This is a genomic window from Nonomuraea sp. NPDC050643 (assembly GCF_040654715.1).
Classification (GTDB): domain Bacteria; phylum Actinomycetota; class Actinomycetes; order Streptosporangiales; family Streptosporangiaceae; genus Nonomuraea.
The window spans coordinates 18,092-37,144 of record NZ_JBFAIM010000056.1; the positions used below are offsets into that span (position 1 = coordinate 18,092).

General features: G+C 71.2%; 18 protein-coding genes. 10 read left to right on the forward strand and 8 right to left on the reverse strand.

Features of this window, described 5'->3' with window-relative positions; translation table 11 throughout:
• The first annotated feature begins 87 nt into the window (after positions 1–87).
• A complete protein-coding gene (locus tag AB0I15_RS48160; protein WP_358112642.1) occupies positions 88–606 on the forward strand; it encodes a hypothetical protein in 519 nt (172 codons plus the stop codon).
• Here AB0I15_RS48160 and AB0I15_RS48165 read toward each other — a convergent pair.
• From AB0I15_RS48165 to AB0I15_RS48175, 3 genes are all read right to left on the reverse strand, one after another.
• Positions 575–3,958, reverse strand: coding sequence for a BTAD domain-containing putative transcriptional regulator (locus AB0I15_RS48165; protein WP_358112645.1), 3,384 nt, complete (start codon positions 3,956–3,958; stop codon positions 575–577). The two genes, AB0I15_RS48160 and AB0I15_RS48165, sit on opposite strands and share 32 nt — an antisense overlap.
• Positions 3,959–4,024: 66 nt before the next feature.
• Complete coding sequence (locus AB0I15_RS48170) at positions 4,025–5,083, reverse strand: lysylphosphatidylglycerol synthase domain-containing protein (protein WP_358112648.1); 1,059 nt, start codon at positions 5,081–5,083, stop codon at positions 4,025–4,027.
• A gap of 49 nt (positions 5,084–5,132) precedes the next feature.
• Positions 5,133–5,951, reverse strand: coding sequence for a PIG-L family deacetylase (locus AB0I15_RS48175; RefSeq protein ID WP_358112651.1), 819 nt, complete (start codon positions 5,949–5,951; stop codon positions 5,133–5,135).
• A gap of 23 nt (positions 5,952–5,974) precedes the next feature.
• On the opposite strand from AB0I15_RS48175, the gene AB0I15_RS48180 reads away from it, so the two are divergent.
• Both AB0I15_RS48180 and AB0I15_RS48185 read left to right on the forward strand, forming a co-directional pair.
• Positions 5,975–7,069: a glycosyltransferase family 4 protein gene (locus AB0I15_RS48180; protein ID WP_358112654.1), complete on the forward strand. Its 1,095-nt coding sequence runs from the start codon at positions 5,975–5,977 to the stop codon at positions 7,067–7,069.
• 55 nt (positions 7,070–7,124) lie between these two features.
• Positions 7,125–7,562, forward strand: a complete 438-nt coding sequence (locus AB0I15_RS48185; RefSeq protein WP_358112657.1) for a hypothetical protein — start codon at positions 7,125–7,127, stop codon at positions 7,560–7,562.
• Here the strand turns inward: AB0I15_RS48185 and AB0I15_RS48190 are convergent.
• The 3 genes from AB0I15_RS48190 to AB0I15_RS48200 all read right to left on the reverse strand — a co-directional run bounded on the left by AB0I15_RS48190 (position 7,538) and on the right by AB0I15_RS48200 (position 10,117).
• A complete protein-coding gene (locus AB0I15_RS48190) occupies positions 7,538–8,926 on the reverse strand; it encodes a DUF2079 domain-containing protein (RefSeq protein WP_358112660.1) in 1,389 nt (462 codons plus the stop codon). The two genes, AB0I15_RS48185 and AB0I15_RS48190, sit on opposite strands and share 25 nt — an antisense overlap.
• Positions 8,927–9,091: 165 nt before the next feature.
• Complete coding sequence (locus tag AB0I15_RS48195) at positions 9,092–9,466, reverse strand: hypothetical protein (protein ID WP_358112663.1); 375 nt, start codon at positions 9,464–9,466, stop codon at positions 9,092–9,094.
• Positions 9,467–9,553: 87 nt separating this feature from the next.
• Positions 9,554–10,117 (reverse strand): TetR-like C-terminal domain-containing protein, encoded by a 564-nt coding sequence (locus AB0I15_RS48200; RefSeq protein WP_358112666.1) that lies wholly within the window; start codon positions 10,115–10,117, stop codon positions 9,554–9,556.
• A 50-nt stretch (positions 10,118–10,167) separates the two neighbouring features.
• Between AB0I15_RS48200 and AB0I15_RS48205 the strand changes: the two genes are divergently transcribed.
• Positions 10,168–11,259 carry an NAD(P)/FAD-dependent oxidoreductase gene (locus tag AB0I15_RS48205; RefSeq protein ID WP_358112668.1) on the forward strand — a complete coding sequence of 364 codons (1,092 nt, stop codon included), beginning with the start codon at positions 10,168–10,170 and terminating at the stop codon, positions 11,257–11,259.
• Between the two features lie 81 nt (positions 11,260–11,340).
• A complete protein-coding gene (locus tag AB0I15_RS48210) occupies positions 11,341–12,435 on the forward strand; it encodes an aromatic ring-hydroxylating dioxygenase subunit alpha (RefSeq protein WP_358112671.1) in 1,095 nt (364 codons plus the stop codon).
• On the opposite strand, the gene AB0I15_RS48215 is transcribed toward AB0I15_RS48210, so the two are convergent.
• On the reverse strand, positions 12,405–12,962 hold the full coding sequence (locus AB0I15_RS48215; RefSeq protein ID WP_358112674.1) for a DUF1707 domain-containing protein: 558 nt from the start codon (positions 12,960–12,962) through the stop codon (positions 12,405–12,407). The genes AB0I15_RS48210 and AB0I15_RS48215 overlap by 31 nt on opposite strands.
• Positions 12,963–13,143: 181 nt before the next feature.
• On the opposite strand from AB0I15_RS48215, the gene AB0I15_RS48220 reads away from it, so the two are divergent.
• The gene (locus tag AB0I15_RS48220; RefSeq protein WP_358112677.1) at positions 13,144–14,076 is read left to right on the forward strand and encodes a sensor histidine kinase; all 933 of its coding nucleotides are present in this window, start codon (positions 13,144–13,146) and stop codon (positions 14,074–14,076) included.
• Between the two features lie 4 nt (positions 14,077–14,080).
• Here the strand turns inward: AB0I15_RS48220 and AB0I15_RS48225 are convergent, their stop codons facing one another.
• A complete protein-coding gene (locus AB0I15_RS48225) occupies positions 14,081–15,055 on the reverse strand; it encodes an aldo/keto reductase (RefSeq protein WP_358112680.1) in 975 nt (324 codons plus the stop codon).
• Positions 15,056–15,302: 247 nt separating this feature from the next.
• On the opposite strand from AB0I15_RS48225, the gene AB0I15_RS48230 reads away from it, so the two are divergent.
• From AB0I15_RS48230 to AB0I15_RS48245, 4 genes are all read left to right on the forward strand, one after another.
• Positions 15,303–15,923: a DUF998 domain-containing protein gene (locus AB0I15_RS48230; protein ID WP_358112683.1), complete on the forward strand. Its 621-nt coding sequence runs from the start codon at positions 15,303–15,305 to the stop codon at positions 15,921–15,923.
• Positions 15,924–15,983: 60 nt separating this feature from the next.
• Positions 15,984–16,442 (forward strand): universal stress protein, encoded by a 459-nt coding sequence (locus tag AB0I15_RS48235; protein WP_358112686.1) that lies wholly within the window; start codon positions 15,984–15,986, stop codon positions 16,440–16,442.
• Positions 16,443–16,584: 142 nt separating this feature from the next.
• Positions 16,585–17,988: a methionine--tRNA ligase gene (gene metG / locus AB0I15_RS48240; protein WP_358112689.1), complete on the forward strand. Its 1,404-nt coding sequence runs from the start codon at positions 16,585–16,587 to the stop codon at positions 17,986–17,988.
• Positions 17,989–18,047: 59 nt separating this feature from the next.
• On the forward strand, positions 18,048–19,025 hold the full coding sequence (locus AB0I15_RS48245) for a phosphotriesterase-related protein (protein ID WP_358112692.1): 978 nt from the start codon (positions 18,048–18,050) through the stop codon (positions 19,023–19,025).
• Positions 19,026–19,053 lie beyond the last annotated feature (28 nt).

Here is a 19,053-nt window from a genome sequence, read left to right on the forward strand (position 1 = left end):
GCCTTGCCGCGCAAGGTGCAACCCGCCGACAACCAGGACTCAACCACCCGGTCTCACTCTATGGGTGAGCAAGAAGGGGTGTTGACGATGTCGACGAGAAGCACAGCCGTCCTGGCCAGTGGCACCGCGAACGCGGCCAAACTCTTTGTGGCGGCCCTCGCGTTCACCAGCGCGTACGTCGGCTTCTCCGCCTACAGTAACGCCAGCTCGGCGGCCCAGGCGGACAGCCCCATCACCCTGTCGGCCCGCGAGCTGCCCATCACCGCCCCGGCCCAGGCGCCGGCCGCCCCGGCCAGGGCCGGCGAGGTCACCGTGACGCTCCTGGCCGACGGCGACGCCGGCTGCCTCAGGTCGTACGTGGCTCGCACCGTGGTGGCCAACCCCGACCCCGACGACACCGTGGCCTACGCCTGGACGCTCGCCCGCTGGAGCCCCGGCACCAAGACCTGGCGCACCTACCTGGCCGACTTCGACGGCTTCGCCGGATCCGAGCAGGCCGTCGAGTGGCGCCCCCAGATCTCCGGCAACCCGGGCTGGTATCGCGTCGAGCTGTCGATCGAGGGCGCCAAGACGGTCAAGAGCGACCGTTTCCAGGTGAGCTGCTGACCGACTGCTGCGCCGCCTCGACCCAGCGCGGCACGCCCACCCGCTCGGCCACCTCCAGCGCCTTCTTGTAGTGCTCGCGGGCGGCGTCGGGCTGCCCCAGCCGGATGGCCAGGTCGCCGAGCGTCAGCGCCACCGGCCACAGCGCCACCACGCCGGTGCCCGCGCCCGCCACCCGGTCGGCGAACGGTTTGAGCTTGTCGTAGCAGTCGACCATGCGCTCCCGGTCGTCGAGCAGCATGCCGGCCAGGGCCCGCCAGGTCATCGCCAGTTCGTACAGGAAGTCGGGGCGCACCGGGGGACGGGTGGCGGCCACGGCCTTGGCGTCCTGCAGGTGCCCGGCCGAGGCCAGGGCCAGCGCGTAGGCGTCGAGTGTCCACTTCGCGCCGCGCATGTGCTTCTCGGCCAGCGGGCCCACCATGTCGGCCGCCCGGCCGGCCACCAGGTGCAGGCAGAACGCGGTGATCAACGGCAGGTCCTGGCGGCCCTCCAGCATGCCGGCCCGCGCGGTCATCCTGGCCGCGTCGCGGTAGGCCCGCTCGGCGCCCTCGTAGTCGCCGGAGATCATCAGCCGCTGGCCGGAGTACCAGACCACGACCGCGGCGGGGGCCGACAGGTCGTACTGCTTGGCCAGTTGGTCGGCGGCGGCGGCGTGCTCGTCGGCGACGGCGAACTCGCCCCGCGCCGCCGCGCACTCCAGCAGCACCAGGTGGGCCAGCGCCTGCGTGGCCATCTGCCCGGAGAGCTGGGCCACCTCCAGCAGCTCCCTGCCGATGCTCTCGCGCGAGTCGACGGCGGGGATGTCGTAGGACTGCCGCAGCCGCCCGCTCAGCGCCGCCGCGAGCAGGGTCGGATCGCCGCTCTGCCGGGCCAGCTCCAGCGCCTCCAGCGACGCCTGCCGGCCGCGCTCGGGCGAGGAGGAGCCCTCCAGCTCCAGGGCCAGCGTGGTCAGCAGGCTCGCTCGTAGTTGCTGCTCGCCCGCCGGGAGCTCGATGAGCGCCCGCTCGGTGACGTCGACGATCTCCCACGCCGTGCGGGTGAAGTCGCGCGCCATGCCCTTGTGCGGCACGGCCAGCGACGCCGCCACCTTCGCGGTGATCTCGAGGTCGCCCAGCGGCAGCGCGGCGTCCATGGCCTGGCGCCGCAGCGTCCGGGCCGCCGTCATGTCGCCGCACAGCGCCAGCGCCCTGATCTGGCGCAGCATGAGCCGCAGCCGCTCCTTGGCCCGCTCGGGCCGCTGCTCGCCGCTCTGCGAGCGGTCGAACGCGGCGATGGCCTGCTCCCACAGCGAGGCCGCCTCGCGGTGGGCGAAGCGCCGCTCGGCCTGCTCGGCCGCCAGCCCCGCGTAGTGGACCGCCTTCTCCGCCGCGTCGGCCAGGTAGTAGTGATGGGCCAGCGCCGCCACGTCGGACGGCGTGCGCTGCTCGATGACCGCCGCCACGGCCGCGTGCAGCCTGGTGCGGCGGAGTCTGGAGGCGTCGGAGTAGATCGTGTCGCGCACCAGGTCGTGGTCGAAGCGGAGCATCCCGGGCCCCGGCTCGGTCACCAGTCCGGCCAGCAGCGCCGCCTCGACGGCCTCGATCACCGACTCCTCGTCGACCGCCACGGCGACCAGCACGTCGAGATCGACGTCGCGCCCGATCACCGCGGCCTGCAGCAGGATCTGCTGCGCGCCCGCGGGCAGGCGGGAGATGCGCCGCCGCAGCACGTCGCGCACGCCCGAGGGCACCTGCGAGAGCACCTCGGTGGCGCTGGCCCGGTCGGCGGCGCCCTCGGAGTCGAGCAGGCGCACGGTCTCGCGGACGAAGAACGGGTTGCCGCCGGTGCGCTCGACGATCGACTCGACCGCGTCGTCGTCGATCTCGCGTACGCAGGTCGCCTTGACCAGCTCGGCCACGGCCTTCGGATCGAGCCCCGACAGGCCCACGCGGACCGGGCTCAGCCTGGCCAGCGCCGCCAGCACGTCGGACTGGCGGTCGTCGAGCTCGCTCTCCCTGCACGTCACCACGAGCAGCACCCGGCTGGTGGCCAGCAGGCTCGGCAGTGCGCGCAGCAGGGCGAGGGTCTGGTCGTCGGCCCAGTGCAGGTCTTCGAGTGTCAGCAGCACCGGCGAGCGTCGCGCGACGCCGGCGAGGTAGCCGCCGGCCGCGCGGTGCAGCCGGAAACCGCCGGAGGCCTCGTCCTCGTCGGGGTCGGGAGCCGCGTCGTCGATCAGCGGCGCCAGGAGCTGGGCGTATTCGCCCGCGCCGGTCACGCCGATGAGCGTGCGCAGGATCTCCACCCACGCCCAGCCGGGCGGGGTGGCGCTGGAGTCGGGGCAGGCGCCGGAGGCGGTGATCCAGCCGTCGGCGCCGAGCCTGCCCTCGAGCTGGCGCAGCAGCGTGGTCTTGCCCGCGCCGGCCACCCCGGTCACGATCGCGACCTGGAACCTGCCGGTGCGCGAGGCCGCCGTGGTGAGCCTGGCCAGCTCGGCGTCGCGGCCGACGAACGGCTCGGGCTCCAGCGGCGGCGGCTCGACGGGCGCGGCGGGACGGGGCGGCCAGGTGTCGGTGACGGGCGCGGCCGGCCGCGCGGGGCGGGCGGGGGTGGCCAGCTCCAGCTCGGGCGACTGGGCCAGGATGTCGGACTCGAGCTTGCGCAGCGCGGGCCCCGGGTCGATGCCCAGCTCGTCGGCCAGGATGTTCCTGGCCCGGCGCAGCGCGGCCAGCGCGTCGCCCTGCCGGCCGCAGCGGTAGAGGCCGAGCGCCAGCAGCCGCCAGCCCTCCTCGCGCAGCGGATGCTCGGTGGTGAGCGCCTCGAGGTCGGGCACGGTCTCGGCGTGCAGCCCGAGGCGCAGGCCGGTGTCGGAGTGCCGCTCGCGCGCCACCAGGCGCAGCTCGGTCAGCCGGTTGACCTCGGCCTCCGCCCACGCCTGGTCGGCGAAGTCGGAGTAGGGGGTGCCGCGCCACAGCCCGAGCGCCTTCTCCAGCCGGCCGCGGGCGGACTGCGGGTCGCCCTCCTCGAGGTGCTCGCCGGCCGCGCGGACGAGTTGCTCGAACCTGAGCGCGTCGACCTGCTCGGAGGCCACGCGCAGCGCGTAGCCGGACGCGACCGTCACCAGCAGCCGGTTGGGCCCGCCGCGCGGGCGGCCGGGCTCGAGCACCCTGCGCAGGCGCGAGATGTAGACCTGCAGGCCGGACTGGGCACCCTTCGCCGCATCGTCGTCCCACAGATCGTAGAGAAGCGTGTCAACGGGCACGACCTGGCCTCTGGCCACGAGAAGCCGGGCGAGGACGGCCCGCTGCCGCAACCCGCCGAGGTCGAGTTCGTCGTTTTCGTACGCCTCGACTGGCCCCAGAACTCGGAACGCCACCATGTCAGCCGCCACGCTATGCGGGCCTACGAATCACGCACAAGGTCTTTGATGGAGTTGGGATTGTCACTAGGTGGCCTTCGAGATCGCGGACGGGGGTTCCGCGCCGGCGTTCCGGCCGTTGCGCCTGCGCAGGAGTGCCCATGCGCCCAGTGCCAGGCCGCCGAACGGGATCTCGATAGTGTAAGTCCAGAAGCCGAAAAGCAGTGCGGTCGCGGTCGCCGGAGCGGGCGGCACGCCGAACGCGGAGGTCAGCAGGAACACCACGCCGCTCTCCATGATCCCGGCCCCGCTGGGCGTGATGACGGCGCTGGTGAGCACGCGCGACAGGGCGAAGACGGCGATCGACTCGGCCAGGCCGGGCCACGCGCCGGTGGCCTGCATGCAGACGGCCATGATCGCCCACTGGAAACCGAGGAAGAAGATCATGCCGAGCGACAGCCCCGGCCATCGCGTCCTGACGACCCCCGCGGTGTCGGCCCGCAGCCGATGGAACGACTCGGAGGCGTGGACCTTCAGCCGCAGCAGGCGGGCGAGCCTGTCGAGCGCCCGGCCGAGCAGGTCGGCGGCGCGCTGCCAGTAGAGCGCGGCGGCCACGATCGCGCACAGCACCAGGATGGAGATCGCGCCCGTCCACCCCGCGTTGGCGACGGTCGTGTTGGGCGCCTTGCCCGCCAGCAGCAGCCCGATGATGCCGATGGCCGGCAGGATGAACCTGAACAAGGTGTTCCAGATGCCGCTGACCAGCGTCATCACCACGATCGCCCGGTTGGCGAAGCCCCAGCCCCTGGTCATCGCGAACGACAGCGCCACCCCCACGGCCCCGCCGAACGGCAGCAGGTTGCTCACCGCGCTGCCCGCGGCGTTGAGCGTCAGGCCCTGCAGGTTGTTGAGGCCGGGCAGGGAGTTGGTCAGCACGAACGTGTAGGCCAGCAGGCTCAGCAGCCACACCGAGGTCATCAGCGCGATCTCGCCCGCGTCGAGCGAGGCGAACACGGCGCCGATCTCCGCCCACGAGACGTCCTTGCCGGTCAGCGTGCGCACGATCTGCGGCAGGTAGACCATGAGCAGCACGGCCAGGCCGAGCGACAGCGCGGAGAGGGTGATCTGGAGCCACTTGTTCTTCATCGGGGTCCAGTCTGCCGGGTGGCCGGCGCGGCCACGTCAACCCTGAGTACTACGTGGGCCACCGGTCGAAGGGATGAGTGAGGCGGGCGCCCGGGGGAAGGTCGCGGCGAACATACCACTCGGTGCCGAAGACGAAGCGGTAGATCGCGCGCGGGACCTTGAGCATGACGGCGAGCGTGCGGTCGCTGTCGCCGCCGCTGGCCTGGGAGGCGTGCGCGGCCATGGAGGCCCGCTTCTGTTTCGTATATTTCCGGACATTGACGCGGTGGGTGATCGTCTCACTCGCCGAGTACGCGCTCTCGAACGTCCGTACGTCGAACTCCGGCGGGAACTTGTAGAACCGGCCCGCCAGCCGCAGCAGCCTGACCAGTGGATCGCGGTTGACCGTCGCCTCCAGGACGATCTCCGTGCCCGCGATCTTCGCCGCGCGCTTGCCCACCCGGTGCACCTGCACGTGGTCGGGATGCCCGTAGCCGCCCGCCGGGTCGTAGATCGCCAGCAGGTCGGCCTTCTCCTCCTGGAGGATCGCGGCCAGCGCCTTGGCGGCCTCTTCGGTGTCGGCGTCGATGAAGGCGTTGTCGGGCCGCTCCTCGGCGCTCCCGCCCTTGGGGCTCAGCCCGGAGTCGCCGTAGCCGAGACACTCCACGCGGGCGCAGCCGAGCAGGGCGGCCGACTCGTAGAGCTCCTTGAGCCGGGTCTCGCCCAGTTCGTCGCCCGGCTCCATCTCGGCCAGGCCGCGCTCGCCGGCGGTGGCCACCACGAGCACCACGCGGTGTCCTTCGGCGGCGAGCAGCGCCATGGTGCCGGCCGTCAGCAGGGCCTCGTCGTCGGGGTGGGCATGGAAGAACACAGCGGTACGTGGAGGCACACGCCCAGATTAGTCTGGGAGGGGTGCGGATCTTTCACGTGAGCGACTGTTACCTGCCGCGACTCGGGGGGATCGAGGTCCAGGTGGCCGATCTCGTGCGCATGCAGCGTCAGGCCGGACACGAGGTGTCGGTGGCCACGGCGACCAGGGGCGAGGCGCTGCCCGGCGTGCACCGGATCGTCGCGAGGATGCCGTTCGACCTTCCCGTGCACCCGTTCGGAGTGGGGCATCTCACGCGCCGGATCACCTCGGTCCGCCCCGACGTGGTGCACGTGCACACGGGGGCGGTCTCGCCGTTCGCCTGGATGGGCGTGCGCGCGGCGTTCAGGGCCGGGGTGCCGTGCGTGGTCACCGTGCACAGCATGTGGGATCCGGTCACCCGCGGGATCTACCGGCTGCTGCGGCTGGCGTTCGGCTGGCAGCGGTGGCGGCTGGTGGCCACCACGGTCAGCAACGCCGCCGCGGTCCCCATCCGCGCCGTGGCCGGGCCCGAGGTGCCGGTGCGCGTGGTCTCCAACGGCCTCGACCTGTCCGGCTGGGCGCCTCCGCCCGGCGCGCCCGCCCGGCACGAGGAGGTGCACATCGTGGCGGTGGGCCGGCTGGCGCCGCGCAAGCAGCCCGTACGCCTGCTGAAACTGCTGCAGGCGGCACGGGCGCGCGTGCCCGCCCGGATCCCCATGCGGGCCACGATCGTCGGGGACGGTCCGGCTCGGGGGCAGATGGAGCGCTTCCTGGCCCGGCACGGCATGTCCGGCTGGGTCTCGCTGCCGGGCCGCCACACCCGCGAGGAGATCGCGAAGGTGCTGGAGTCGGCCGACGTGTTCGTGGCGCCCGCGCCCCGCGAGTCGTTCGGCATCGCCGCGCTCGAGGCGCGGGCGGCGGGGCTGCCCGTCGTGGCCAGGGCGCAGAGCGGCGTCGCCGACTTCGTCGTCAACGGCACGGAGGGGCTGCTCGGGCGCACGCTGGACGATTTGGCGCGGGCGGTGGCGCGACTGTGCGAGGACACAGACCTGCGCGAGACGATCGCCACCCACAACAGGAGCACGCCTCCGGCCGCGGGCTCGTGGCCCGTCGTGCTGGAGGGGTTCGAGCGGGCGTACGAGGAGGCCAGGCGCTAGTGTTCGTCCACGGGCTCACGCTGATCTCGGCCGACGCCCACCGGCTGGAGGAGAGATGAGCGGAGCCCAGTACACATTGGCCGGGCGGCTGTCGGTCGCGCTGCCGCCAGCCGAGGCGTTCGAGCTGTTCACGCCGCGTGGAGAGGAGCGGTGGGTCGACGGATGGAGCCCCCGCTTCCCCCTGGACACCGGCGACGACTCCGCCCCCGGCACCGTGTTCGAGACCGGCACGACCACGTGGGTGGTGGTCGGCCGCGAGGCGGGCCACTGGGTCTCCTACGCCAGGGTCACGCCCGGCTCGCGGGCCGGGACGGTCACCGTCGAGGTGAGCGGCGACGGGCACGGCGGCAGCGAGGTGGGGGTCACGTACGAGCTGACCGCCCTGTCGCCGGAAGGGGAGGAGGAGCTGCGTGAGTTCGCCGCCGGTTACGCGGACTTCCTCGGCTCATGGGAGGCGGCCATCGCGCGTCAGCCGCGGCGCAGCACCACATAGCCGTCGCGCTCGAACTCCTTCGTGTAGCCCTGCCCCTGCAGCTCGTTGACCTCGGCGCGCTGGTCGTCGAGGGAGCCGAACGGGAACTCCCAGCGCGAGACGTCGGCCACCACCCACGGCGAGCCCTTCGGGTCGCCGCTCCACAGCAGCACGGTGGCCTTCGAGGTGAGCGCGGGCCCCACTGAGTTGACGGCCTCGACGACGACCCCGGCGGGGACCCGTGCGACGGCCTCGGCCGCGGCGGCCGCCTTCGGCTCCTGGTAGAAGGACGGATGGTAGAGCTGGTCGAACGCGAACCTGGGCACCAGCGTGAGCGCCACGACGCAGGCCCCCGCGGCCCAGGCCAGCTTGAGCGAGGCGTCGTCGGAGCGCTTGACGTGGCGCAGCAGCCGGGCCAGCCCGTCCACGCCCGCGCAGAAGAGGATCACCACGGTGAACGCGCTGTACTGGAAGTCGGCCTGCCACCACTGGGCGCGGTCGGACAGCATGCGCTCCAGCACGTGCGGCAGCGCCACCAGCGACAGCGGCGAGAGCAGGCACAGGAGCAGCGTCGGCCACGCCAGCAGGAACAGCGTGTCGACCTTGGCCTCCTCGCTGAACGGCAGCAGCACGGCGGCGATCGGGTCGCGCAGCAGCGCCAGGATCGCGCCCGGCAGGTCGGGGCCGAGGTGGTTGTAGGCCCAGAAGTCCTTGGAGTCGCCCCCGAACGAGGTGATCAGCAGGCCGCGGACGATCAGCACGGCCCCGGCCCCGACCGCCATGGCGATCAGGCCGCGCAGGCGGTCGCCCATGACGATCAGGCACAGCCCGGCCCCGATCACCATCAGCCCCATGTCCTCCTTGACCAGGAGGAGCGCGAGCATCGCCAGGAACGCGGGTGGCACGTGCCCCGCGTGGTAGCGCTCGATCATGATCGCGGTGAGCAGCGGGACGAACATGACCTCGTGCGCGTCGAACGCGGCCGCCTGCGCGATCGGCCACGACAGCGCGTACGCGACGGAGACGAGGTAGGCGGGCGCGACGCCCAGCACGCGCCGGGTGAAGCGCCACAGGAACGGGATCGCGGCGGCGAACAGCAGCGCCTGCGCGACGATCAGCGTCTCGGGCCCGTCGTGAATCCAGTAGAACGGCGCCAGCAGCGCGTAGACGGGCGAGAAATGATCGGCGAGCTGCACGTATTCCATGCCCCGCCCGTGGGACATGCCGAGCACCGGGATGTACGGGGGCCGGAGGTTGGCGTAGTTGCGCACGGCCTGGTCGACGATCACCAGGTCGAAGGTGGTGGCCCGGAAGCCGGCCAGCTTGACCAGGCCCAGTACGGCGTAGGCCACCGCGGCGGCGAGCGCGACGGCGCCCACCCGCACGCGGTGGCCGGAAAACCTCCAGGGGGAGGGAGCGGCGCTCGCCCCCGTTCGCGCCACAGCAGTCTCACCCGTCACGAGCAGCAAGACTAGAACGAATCCTCCCCAACCTGACGCGGCCGCCGCCCCAGCCTGCCCCCCGCAGGTGGTGCGGCGACCGCGGGCCTGTCAGGAGCAGGCGGAGGTGATCTTGGTCTGGAAGCCCGTGATCTTGCCCGTGAACTCGGTGGCCTTGCTGAGGTCGCCACCCTCCAGGCTGGTGAAGCTGTCAGCGAGGTCGTTCAGCGCGGCGGCGACTTCGCCGTCGTACTTGCCCGCGAGTGCCTTGGTCTTGTCCGCCGCGGTCTTCGAGGCGTCGCCGATGGCCTTCTCGTCGGTGGCGTTCGCGGTGAGCGCGCTGGTCCACTCGGTGATGATCTTGCTCGCGTCATTGGCGGCGGCGTTGCAGTCCACCGCCTGCCCGATGGCACCACAGGCGGTGGTGAGAACGGCAAGAGTCAGCGTCGCGGCCGCAACGGCGAGACGACGACGAGGGGGAGTCATTTTGTGCCCTTCGTAGGTTTAGCGAACGAAGGGAACATTATGGGCCCGGACTTGACCATCGCTTGCACCCCACTAACACCACGGGTATCAAGCGGGCGTAAAGCCGTGCAGGAGGACCTGCACGATCTCCTCCGGTTCGGGCAGCGGAAGATCCAGGAGCCCCCGGTAGGCCACGAATCCGGCGAACATGTCCGTGAGCAGCCACAAGTCCACATTTGGGGGCAATTCGCCGCGTTCGATCGCGCGCTCGTACACGACCCATGACCGCTCCATCCGGGTGCGCATGCCGGTGCGGATGATCTCGGCGACGGCGGGGTCCCGGCCGGCCTCGCCGTGCACCTGTTTGGCCAGGGGGGCCACCCCCGGATGCCGCCACAGGGCGAGGGTGTCGGAGACCACCACGCGCAGGTCGCCCTCCAGGGAGCCGGTGTCGGGGATGGCGACGTGCGTGTCCATGAGGCCGGTCATGGTTTCGAGGAGCATGTCGCGTTTCGTGGCGTAACGCCGGAACACGCTCGCTCTGCCCACGCCCGCCGCGGCGGCGACGTCGTCCATGGTGAAGTCGAGGCCCTGCGAGAGCATCAGTCCGGTCGCGGCCTGCCTGATGCGGTGGTCAACCGTGGGGTCGGGTTTGCGGCCACGCGGAGGCATTGCGATACTCCTAGTATCTGATATTCAGGGTCTCATTAAAGAGGGTCGCTATGAGAGTAATCGTGATCGGAGCCGGCGTCGCGGGGCTCGCCCTGGCGCGCGGCCTGCTCCACGCCGGGCACGAGGTCGAGGTCTACGAGGAGGCCCCCGAGCTGCGCACGGCCGGCGGGTCGGTCACGCTCTGGCCCGGCAGCACGGCCATCCTCGAGGAGCTCAAGGCCGACTACTCGGGGATCGGGCGGCGGCTGGAGACCATGGAGTCGTGGGCCCGCGACGGGCGCCGGCTCCTGACCATCGACCTGACCGTGCCCGAGCGCCGCTACGGCCACCCGACCGTGCACGTGGCCAGGAGCGAGCTGGTCGAACTGCTCGCCGACGGGGTGCCGGTGACCTACGGGGCGGCGGCCGAGCACGTGGTGCCGGAACGGGCGGAGGTGCGGCTGGCCGGCGGGCGTACGGTGCGGGGCGACGTGCTCGTGGGCGCCGACGGGCGCAGGTCGGCGGTGCGCAGGGCGCTCTGGGGCGACGACCCGGCGGCGCTGAGCGGCTGGGTCACCTGGCAGGGCTTCACCACCAGGCCCACCGCGCTGACCGAGGAGCGCAGGGCCGTGATGATCGCCGGTGGCAACGGGCTGTGCGGGCTGATCCCGGCGGGCGGGGACCGGCTGCTGTGGTGGTTCGACGTCAGGTCGGCGCCGGGCAAGCCGTTCTGGAGCGACGACCCGCACGTGGCGGACCGGCTGCGTGAGCGGTTCGGCGACTGGGCGGAGCCGGTGCCCGGCATTCTGGGCTCCCTCGACGACATCGACTTCTTCCCGCACCACCGGCACGCCATCCCGGGGGTGTGGGGCAAGGGCCCGACCACGCTGGCCGGCGACTCCGCGCACACCATGCCGCCGACCATGGCGCAGGGCGCGAACCAGGCGCTGGAGGACGCCTGGTTGCTGACCAGGTCGCTCGGCGACCTGCGCGGCTACGAGCGGGCCCGCTCGAAGGTGGTGCGCAGGCCCGCCCGGCTGGCCGCGACGGAGGCCACCAACATGCAGAGCGGCTGGGTCGGACTGCTGCCCGACGGGCTCGTGACCGGCTTCTACACGGCGCTGCTGCGCAGGTACAGCAACCGGCTCTTGACAGCCTCCTGAGGGCCGTCTGACGATGTCGCATATAGAGCAACTCGGTGCGTGATACGCAACAAGAGGTGTCGGTTGACCACCACGTCGAGCTTGATCTCCACGCTTCCCGGCCGCTCCTACACCGACCCCGAGGTGTTCGCGGAAGAGCAGGCCAAGATCTTCGAAAACCTCTGGTTCTGCGCGGTCAAGGCCGAGGATCTGCCGAAACCGGGCGCGTTCAGGACGATGCAGGTCGGCGCGGAGAGTGTGATCGTGGTACGCGGCCGCGACGGCGTCCTGCGCGCCTTCCTCAACGTCTGCCGCCACCGCGGCGCCCGCTTATGCCTGGAGGAGGCGGGCGAGGTCCGGCGGACGATCAGATGCGCCTACCACGCCTGGTCCTACGACCTCGACGGCCGGCTGGCCGCCGCGCCCAACCTGGCCAAGATGCCCGACATCGACCGCGCCGAGTACGGCCTGGTCCCCGTGCACCTGCGCGAATGGCTCGGCTACGCCTGGGTGTGCCTGGCCGCCGAGCCGCCCTCGTTCGAGGAGACCGTCACGTACGCGGCCACCGAACGCCTCGGCGACCCGGCCGCCATCGAGCGCTACCACGTGGACAAGCTGGCGCTCGGTCGCCGCATCGTCTACGACGTCAGGGCCAACTGGAAGCTCATCGTCGAGAACTTCATGGAGTGCTACCACTGCGCCACCATCCACCCGGAGCTGACCGCCGTCCTGCCGGAGTTCGCCGGCGGCTACGCGGCGCAGTACTACGTCGGCCACGGCGCCGAGTTCGCCGAACGGGCCGAGGGGTTCACCGTGGACGGCAGCGCGGGCTTCGGCAGGCTGCCCGACGTCTCGCAGGACCAGGACCGCCGCTACTACGCGATCACGGTCAAGCCCCAGGTGTTCGTCAACCTGGTCCCCGACCACGTGATCCTGCACCGGATGTTCCCGATGGCCGCCGACCGGACCGTGGTGGAGTGCGACTGGCTCTACCACCCCGACGTCGTCGCCTCGGGCGCCGACCTGTCGCGGTCGGTCGAGCTGTTCCACCGGGTCAACGAGCAGGACTTCGACGCCTGCGAGCGCACCCAGCCCGGGATGTCGTCACGGGCCTACCGCAAGGGCGGGGTGCTCGTGCCCAGCGAGCACCACATCTCCCTGTTCCATCAGTGGGTGAACCAGCGTTTGCGCGGATAGCGCACGGTGAGACCGCCGTATTTGGCCCGGCCGCTGATGACCACGCGGAGCGCGCCGGGCCGGGGCCTGCCCGGCACGTTGGAGGTCGTGGCGTGGCCCCAGTCGCTCTGGAAGCCGTCCACGTTCACCACCGCGCCCTCGGGCAGGATGATCTTGGCGGAGCCGTACCCGAGGTCCAGCTCGATGTCCACGACGGAGTGAGAGACGACGGCCTCGGACAGGTCGAGGTCGACGCTGCCGTATTTGGAGATCGCCCGCAGCCGGCGCGGCACGGCCCAGTCGCCGGAGCGCTTGAAGTGGCCGTACGTCGAGTCGAATTCGACCACGTCGTCGGCGGGCGGCGGCTGGTCCGCAGGCAGGTCGGTGAGGAGACCCAGCAGATCGCCGTACGTCTTCGCGGTCAGGGCGATCTCGAGCCGGTCTTCGAGCTCCACCTGGTTAAGACGGCCTTCACTGAATGCACGCTGCAGTTGTTGCGTGGTGCGCTCACGGTCCTCGTCGGAGACCCGCATCTGCAATTCCGACATGCCCTGAGCATAGGTTCATGGGAGTCAGAACGGGAGTCGTCGGCCAGAAGGGGTGCGCAGATCCAGAGGAAGGGGTTGCTGTCCGGGGCGGGGGCGTTGGATGACCTGGACTCTCTTCACAAGTTATTAGGTACCCAACGGATTGCCTTGAACTCCTCAACCTTGGGTAGCGTGAGGACTGATGTTGGCGGAACCGTTCGTGCATCCGGCGCTCTTCTACCGGAGCGGCCGGGAGTACACCACTGCCACCACGGCTTTCATCCGCGAGGGTCTGGCCGCTGGTGAGCCGGTAGCGGTGGCCGTGCCCGCGCGAAATCTCGCCCTGATCGAGGGTGAGCTGGGCACGGACGCCGATTCGGTGCTGCGCCTCGACATGACCAGGGCCGGGCGCAACCCGGGGCGGATCATCCCGGCCGTGTTGCGTGAGTTCGCCGACCGGCATCCCCGGCGTCACGTGCGGATCATCGGCGAGCCGATCTGGCCGGGCCGCACCGCGACCGAATATCCGGCCTGCGCCCAGCACGAGGCGCTGATCAACCTGTCGTTCGCGGGGCGGCGGGTGACGATCCTGTGCCCGTACGACGTGGAAAACCTGTCCGCGGAGATCCTGCTCGAGGCGGAGCGCACCCATCCCGTGCTGCGGGACGCCTCGGGAGAGCGGGCCAGCACCGGCTACGCGCCCGAGCTGGTGATCGACGGGCACAACCGGCCGCTCGACCCGCCCCAGGAGTGCCTGTCGCTGCGGTTCGACAACACCAACCTGTCGGCGGCGCGCAACCTGGCCGCCCGCGAGGCCACCGCCATGGGCTTCGACCACGAGCGGGTCGACGACATCCGGCTGGCCGTGGCCGAGCTCGGCGCCAACAGCCTCGATCATGGCGGCGGCGCCGGAACGATCAAGGTCTGGCGGGTGGACGGCCTGCTGGCGTGCGAGGTCAGTGACAAAGGTCACATCATCGACCCGCTGGCGGGCCGCACCCCGGTCGATCCGCGCGAGGCGGGCTCACGCGGCCTGCTCATCGTCAACCTGCTCAGCGACCTCGTACGCGTCCACACCCGGCCCGGCGGCACCACCATCCGCGTCTACTTCGACCCGCACCACCCCTTCCCCTGAGCGCTCAGTGCTCGATCTCGGTCATGCTGGGGTAGCGGCTGCCCCGCACGGCGTCCGCCGGCACGGCTTCCAGCAGCGCGGCCAGTTGCTCGGCGGCCAGCGTGACGTCGGCCGCGGCGGCGTTCTCCTCCAGATACCGCAGCCGCTTGGTGCCCGGGATCGGCACGATGTCGTCGCCCTGGGCCAGCAGCCAGGCCAGGGAGATCTGCGCCGCGGTCACGCCGGCCGCGTCGGCGATCTCCTTCACCCCGGCCGCCAGCGCCCGGTTGTGCTCGGCGTTCTCGCCCATCGTCCGCGGCATGCGGCGGCGGAAGTCGTCGGCGGGCAGCTCCTCGGCGCTCGGCAGCGTGGCCGACAGCAGGCCCCGGCTGATCGGCGAGTACGCCACCAGCCCCACCCCCAGCTCCCGCGCGGCCGGCAGGATCTCCTCCTCCAGCCCCCTGGTGAACAGCGAATACTCGCTCTGCAGCGCCGCGATCGGATGCACGGCGGCCGCCGCGCGCAGCGTGTCCGCGCGCACCTCCGACAGGCCCAGCCAGCGCACCTTGCCCTGCCGTACCAGCTCGGACATGGCGCCCACCGACTCCTCGATCGGCACGTCGGGGTTGCGGCGGTGCATGTAGTAGAGATCGATGTGGTCGACGCCGAGACGCCGGAGTGAGGCGTCGCACGCGGCCCGGATGTATTCGGGCCGGTTCTCGACCGTGCGGGTGCCGCCCTCGCGCTTGACGCCGAACTTGGTGGCCAGCACCACCTCGTCGCGGTGGGGTCTGACGGCCCGACCGACCAGCTCCTCGTTGGCGCCGCCGCCGTACATGTCGGCGGTGTCCAGGAAGTTCATGCCCAGGTCGATGGCCCGGTGGATGACGGCGATCGACTCCTTCTCGTCGCCCTGGCCGTAGAACTCGGACATGCCCATGCAGCCGAGGCCGAGCGCGGAGACCTGAAGGCCGTCCGCGCCGAGAGTGCGCCTGTCCATCGCTGCCTCCCCTGTACTGTGTGCTCACCCTTCAGGCCCAGGTTCGCCCCTGGAGTGCACCCCGCGTCAAATCGGGTGCCGCCGGCCGTAGCCACCCTGAGGGGGCAGACCCTACCCAGGGTCACGTCCGCGCAGGTCAGCGACGATCCCTAGGGGCCCGTCAGACTAAGGTATTAGGGGATCCTTCAGGGCCGGTTCGGGTCCATCTCCGATACTCGCAAAGCCCGCATTCCACGAGCTTTAAGGCATGAAGGGTTTGCTCGTCAGTGGATTCGCCGCCATCGGCACCGGAAGCGGCGCCATGCTCACTTTGCACGCGGGATCGGACCTCGACCCGTTGCACAGCGTGATCAGTGAGTACGTCTGGCAGTCGGCCGGCTGGCTGCTGCCCACCTCGCTGACCCTCTTCGCCGTGGGCTCCGCCCTGATCGCCGAGGCGGCGCGCCGGGCCGGGATGAACCGCTGGATCGTCACGCTGCTGCTGGCGTGGGGGACGAGCATGTTCCTGATCGGAGCCTTCCCCACCGACCGGCCGGGAGTGCCGCTGTCGTTGTCGGGCGGCATCCATCGCTATGCCGCCCTCGCCGCCTTCCTGGTGATGCCGGTGGCGGGCCTGCTGCTGGCCCAGGCCAAGATCCGGTACGCCAGGGCGATGCGCATCCTGAGCTGCCTCGCGCTGGGCGCGCTGGTGCTGGTCGTGGTCCCGTACGTGGTGCGCATGATCGGCATCCCGCTGACCAACGACGACATCCCCGCGGGCCTGACCCAGCGGGCCGTGGTCATCACCGAGCTGGGTGTGCTGGCGCTGGCCGGGCTGTCGATGCTCAAGCCGTCCGCCCGGCGCGGCGTGGCGCCGGCCCTGGCCTGACGCGTGAAACGCGCCGCTCGGGAAAGAGGAAGGGCCCCTACCTCTTCAGGAGTGGCCGAGATGACGATTCTGATCGCGTACGACGGTTCCGACGACGCCAAGGCCGCCGTCGCCCTGGCGGGTGAGATGTTCCCCGGCGCGTCCGCCGTGGTGCTGACGGTGTGGGAGCGGCTGGCGGTGACCTCGGCGCGGGCCTCCGCGGGGCTCATGGTGACCATCGACCAGTCCGGCCTGGAGGATGAGGCCATCGGGCAGGCGATGAGCGAGCTGGCCAAGCAGGGCGCGGAGCTGGGCCGCCAGGCCGGGCTCGACGCCGTCCCGCGCTGTGAGGCCGACGCCGTGGCCGTCTGGTCGGCGATCGTGGACGTGGCCGACGAACTGGACGTCAAGTTGATCGTGACCGGCACCAGGGGCATGGGCGGGGTGCGCTCGCTGCTGCTCGGCAGCACGTCCGACCGGGTGCTGCACCACGCGCACCGGCCCGTGCTGGTGGTGCCCGGCCCGGAAAAGAACGAGTGATCGTGGCGGCGAAGCCCTACCATGAGGCCATGACGACATGTCCGGTGATGATGGCCCCCTAGGGGGTTTCATCGGCGACGTCCAACCGAGGCCCTGCTAGCCGGGGCCTCTCGTCGTGTCCGGGGCCCCATGGAGGCATCCGATGTACATCACGACGACCATCCCCTACGTCAACGCCCGGCCGCATCTCGGCCATGCCCTGGAGCTCGTCCAGGCGGACGCGCTGGCCAGGCACCACCGGCGGCGGGGTGAGCCCGTGCGGTTCCAGACGGGCACCGACGACAACTCGCTGAAGAACGTGCTGGCCGCCGAGGCCGAGGGCGTGCCGGTGCGGGAGCTGGTGGACCGCAACGCGGCCGCGTTCGAGGGGTTGCGGGGGACGCTGGACCTGTCCTTCGACTCCTTCATCAGGACGAGCTCCCACCCGGGGCACCGCGCCGGGGTCGAGCGGATCTGGCGGGCCACCGCGCACGACCTCTACCAGCGGCACTACGAGGGGCTCTACTGCGTGGGCTGCGAGCAGTTCTACCCCGAGGGGCCCTGTCCCGACGGGCACGAGGCGCCGCTGCAGCTCGTGTCCGAGCGGAACTGGTTCTTCCGGCTCTCCCGCTACCAGGACGCCCTGCTCGACCTCATCAGGAGCGGGCGGCTCAGGATCGAGCCCGCCGCGCGGCGCAACGAGGTGCTGGCGTTCGTCGAGGCCGGGCTGGACGACCTCAGCGTCTCCCGCTCCGCCGCCCGGGCGAGGGGGTGGGGCATTCCGGTGCCGGACGATCCCGGCCAGGTCGTCTACGTGTGGTGGGACGCGCTGGCCAACTACGTCACCGCGCTCGAAGGCGGCGACTACGACCGCTGGTGGGTGCGCGAGCCGGGCAAGGTGCATCTGATGGGCAAGGGCGTGATCCGGTTCCACGCCGTCTACTGGCCGGCGATGCTGCTGTCGGCGGGGGAGCCGCTGCCGACGGCGATCTTCGTGCACGACTACCTGACGGCCGACGGCCGCAAGATCAGCAAGTCGTCGGGCAACGCCGCCGATCCGGTGGCGCTCGTGGACGCGTACGGGGTGGACGCCGTGCGCTGGTGGCTGCTGCGCGAGGTGCCGCGCGTGGGCGACGCCGACTTCACCGAGGCCAGGCTGATCGCCAGATCCGACGAGGACCTGGCCAACGGCCTGGGGAACCTGGTCAACCGGGTCGCCACCATGGTCCACCGCTTCCTGGACGGCCACGTGCCCCCGGCGGGGGAGCCGCTCGCCGAGGTGTCGGGGACGGTGCACGAGGCGCTGGAGGCGTTCGACTTCCGGCGGGCGGCCCAGGGCGTGTGGGAGATCGTCGAGCAGGCCAACAAGTACGTCGAGCGGACCCGGCCGTGGCAGCAGGACCCGCGCGGGCGCGAGGCGTCGCTGGGCACGCTGGTGCACGCCTGCCGGGAGCTTGCCGTACAGCTTGAGCCGTTCCTGCCGACGGCGGCGGTGCGGGTGGCGGCGGCGGTGGCCGGCGAGCGGCTGCCCAGGCCGCGACCGTTGTTCCGCCGGCTGGCCGGTTGACGGAAGATCCCGTGGGAGCCTACGTTGGCGCGACAGACCGGCCGGTATGGAGGCGCCGTATGCCCACCGTCGAGACCCTGCGTGGCCCCGTCGACGTGGACGAGCTCGGGCAGACCCTGATGCACGAGCACGTCTTCGTCGTTTCCACCGAACACCTGAACAACTACGGCCGGGGAGCGTGGTGGGACGAGGAGTTCCGGGTGGCGGACGCGATCACCAAGCTCAACGCGGTGGCCGCGAAGGGCGTGCGCACGATCGTCGACCCGACGGTGTGGGGGCTGGGTCGCTACATCCCGCGCGTCCAGCGCATCGCCGAGCAGGTGCCCGGGCTGCAGATCATCGTCGCGACCGGCATCTACGTCTTCGAGGAAATGCCCCACGCGTACGCGTTCCGCGGCCCCGGCCTGCTCTTCGACGGCCCCGACCCGATGATCGACGACTTCGTCCGCGACCTCACCGTCGGCATCGCCGACACCGGGGTCAAGGCGGCCTTCCTCAAGTGCGTGGTCGAGGAGAAGGGGCTGACACCGGGCGTCGAGCGCATCTGCCGGGCCGTCGCCCAGGCGCACGTACGCACCGGGGCGCCGATCACCGTCCACACGAACTCCTCTGCGCAGAGCGGGCCGCTCGCGCTCGACCTGTTCGCCAAGGAGGGCGTCGATCTGCGGAAGGTGGTCGTCGGGCACGCGGGCGACAGCAACGACCTCGACTACCTCATGCGCCTGGCCGACACCGGGGCGACGCTCGGAATGGATCGTTTCGGTCTCGACGTCTACAACACGACCCCGCAGCGCGTCGCCACCGTCGCGGCCCTCTGCCAGCGCGGATACGCCGATCGGATGGTCCTCAGCCACGACACGGCCTGCTTCATGGACTATTTCGGCGGAGCCTGGGACGAGGCCCGCCCAGCGCTCGCGCCGAACTGGCGCTACGATCACATTCACGACGACGTCTTGGCCGCACTGCTGGACTCGGGTGTGACCGATGACCAGATTGAGCAGATGCTGGTGTTCAACCCGAAGCGCTACTTCTCGTAGAGTGGTCGGATCGGGAGAGCGACGCGGG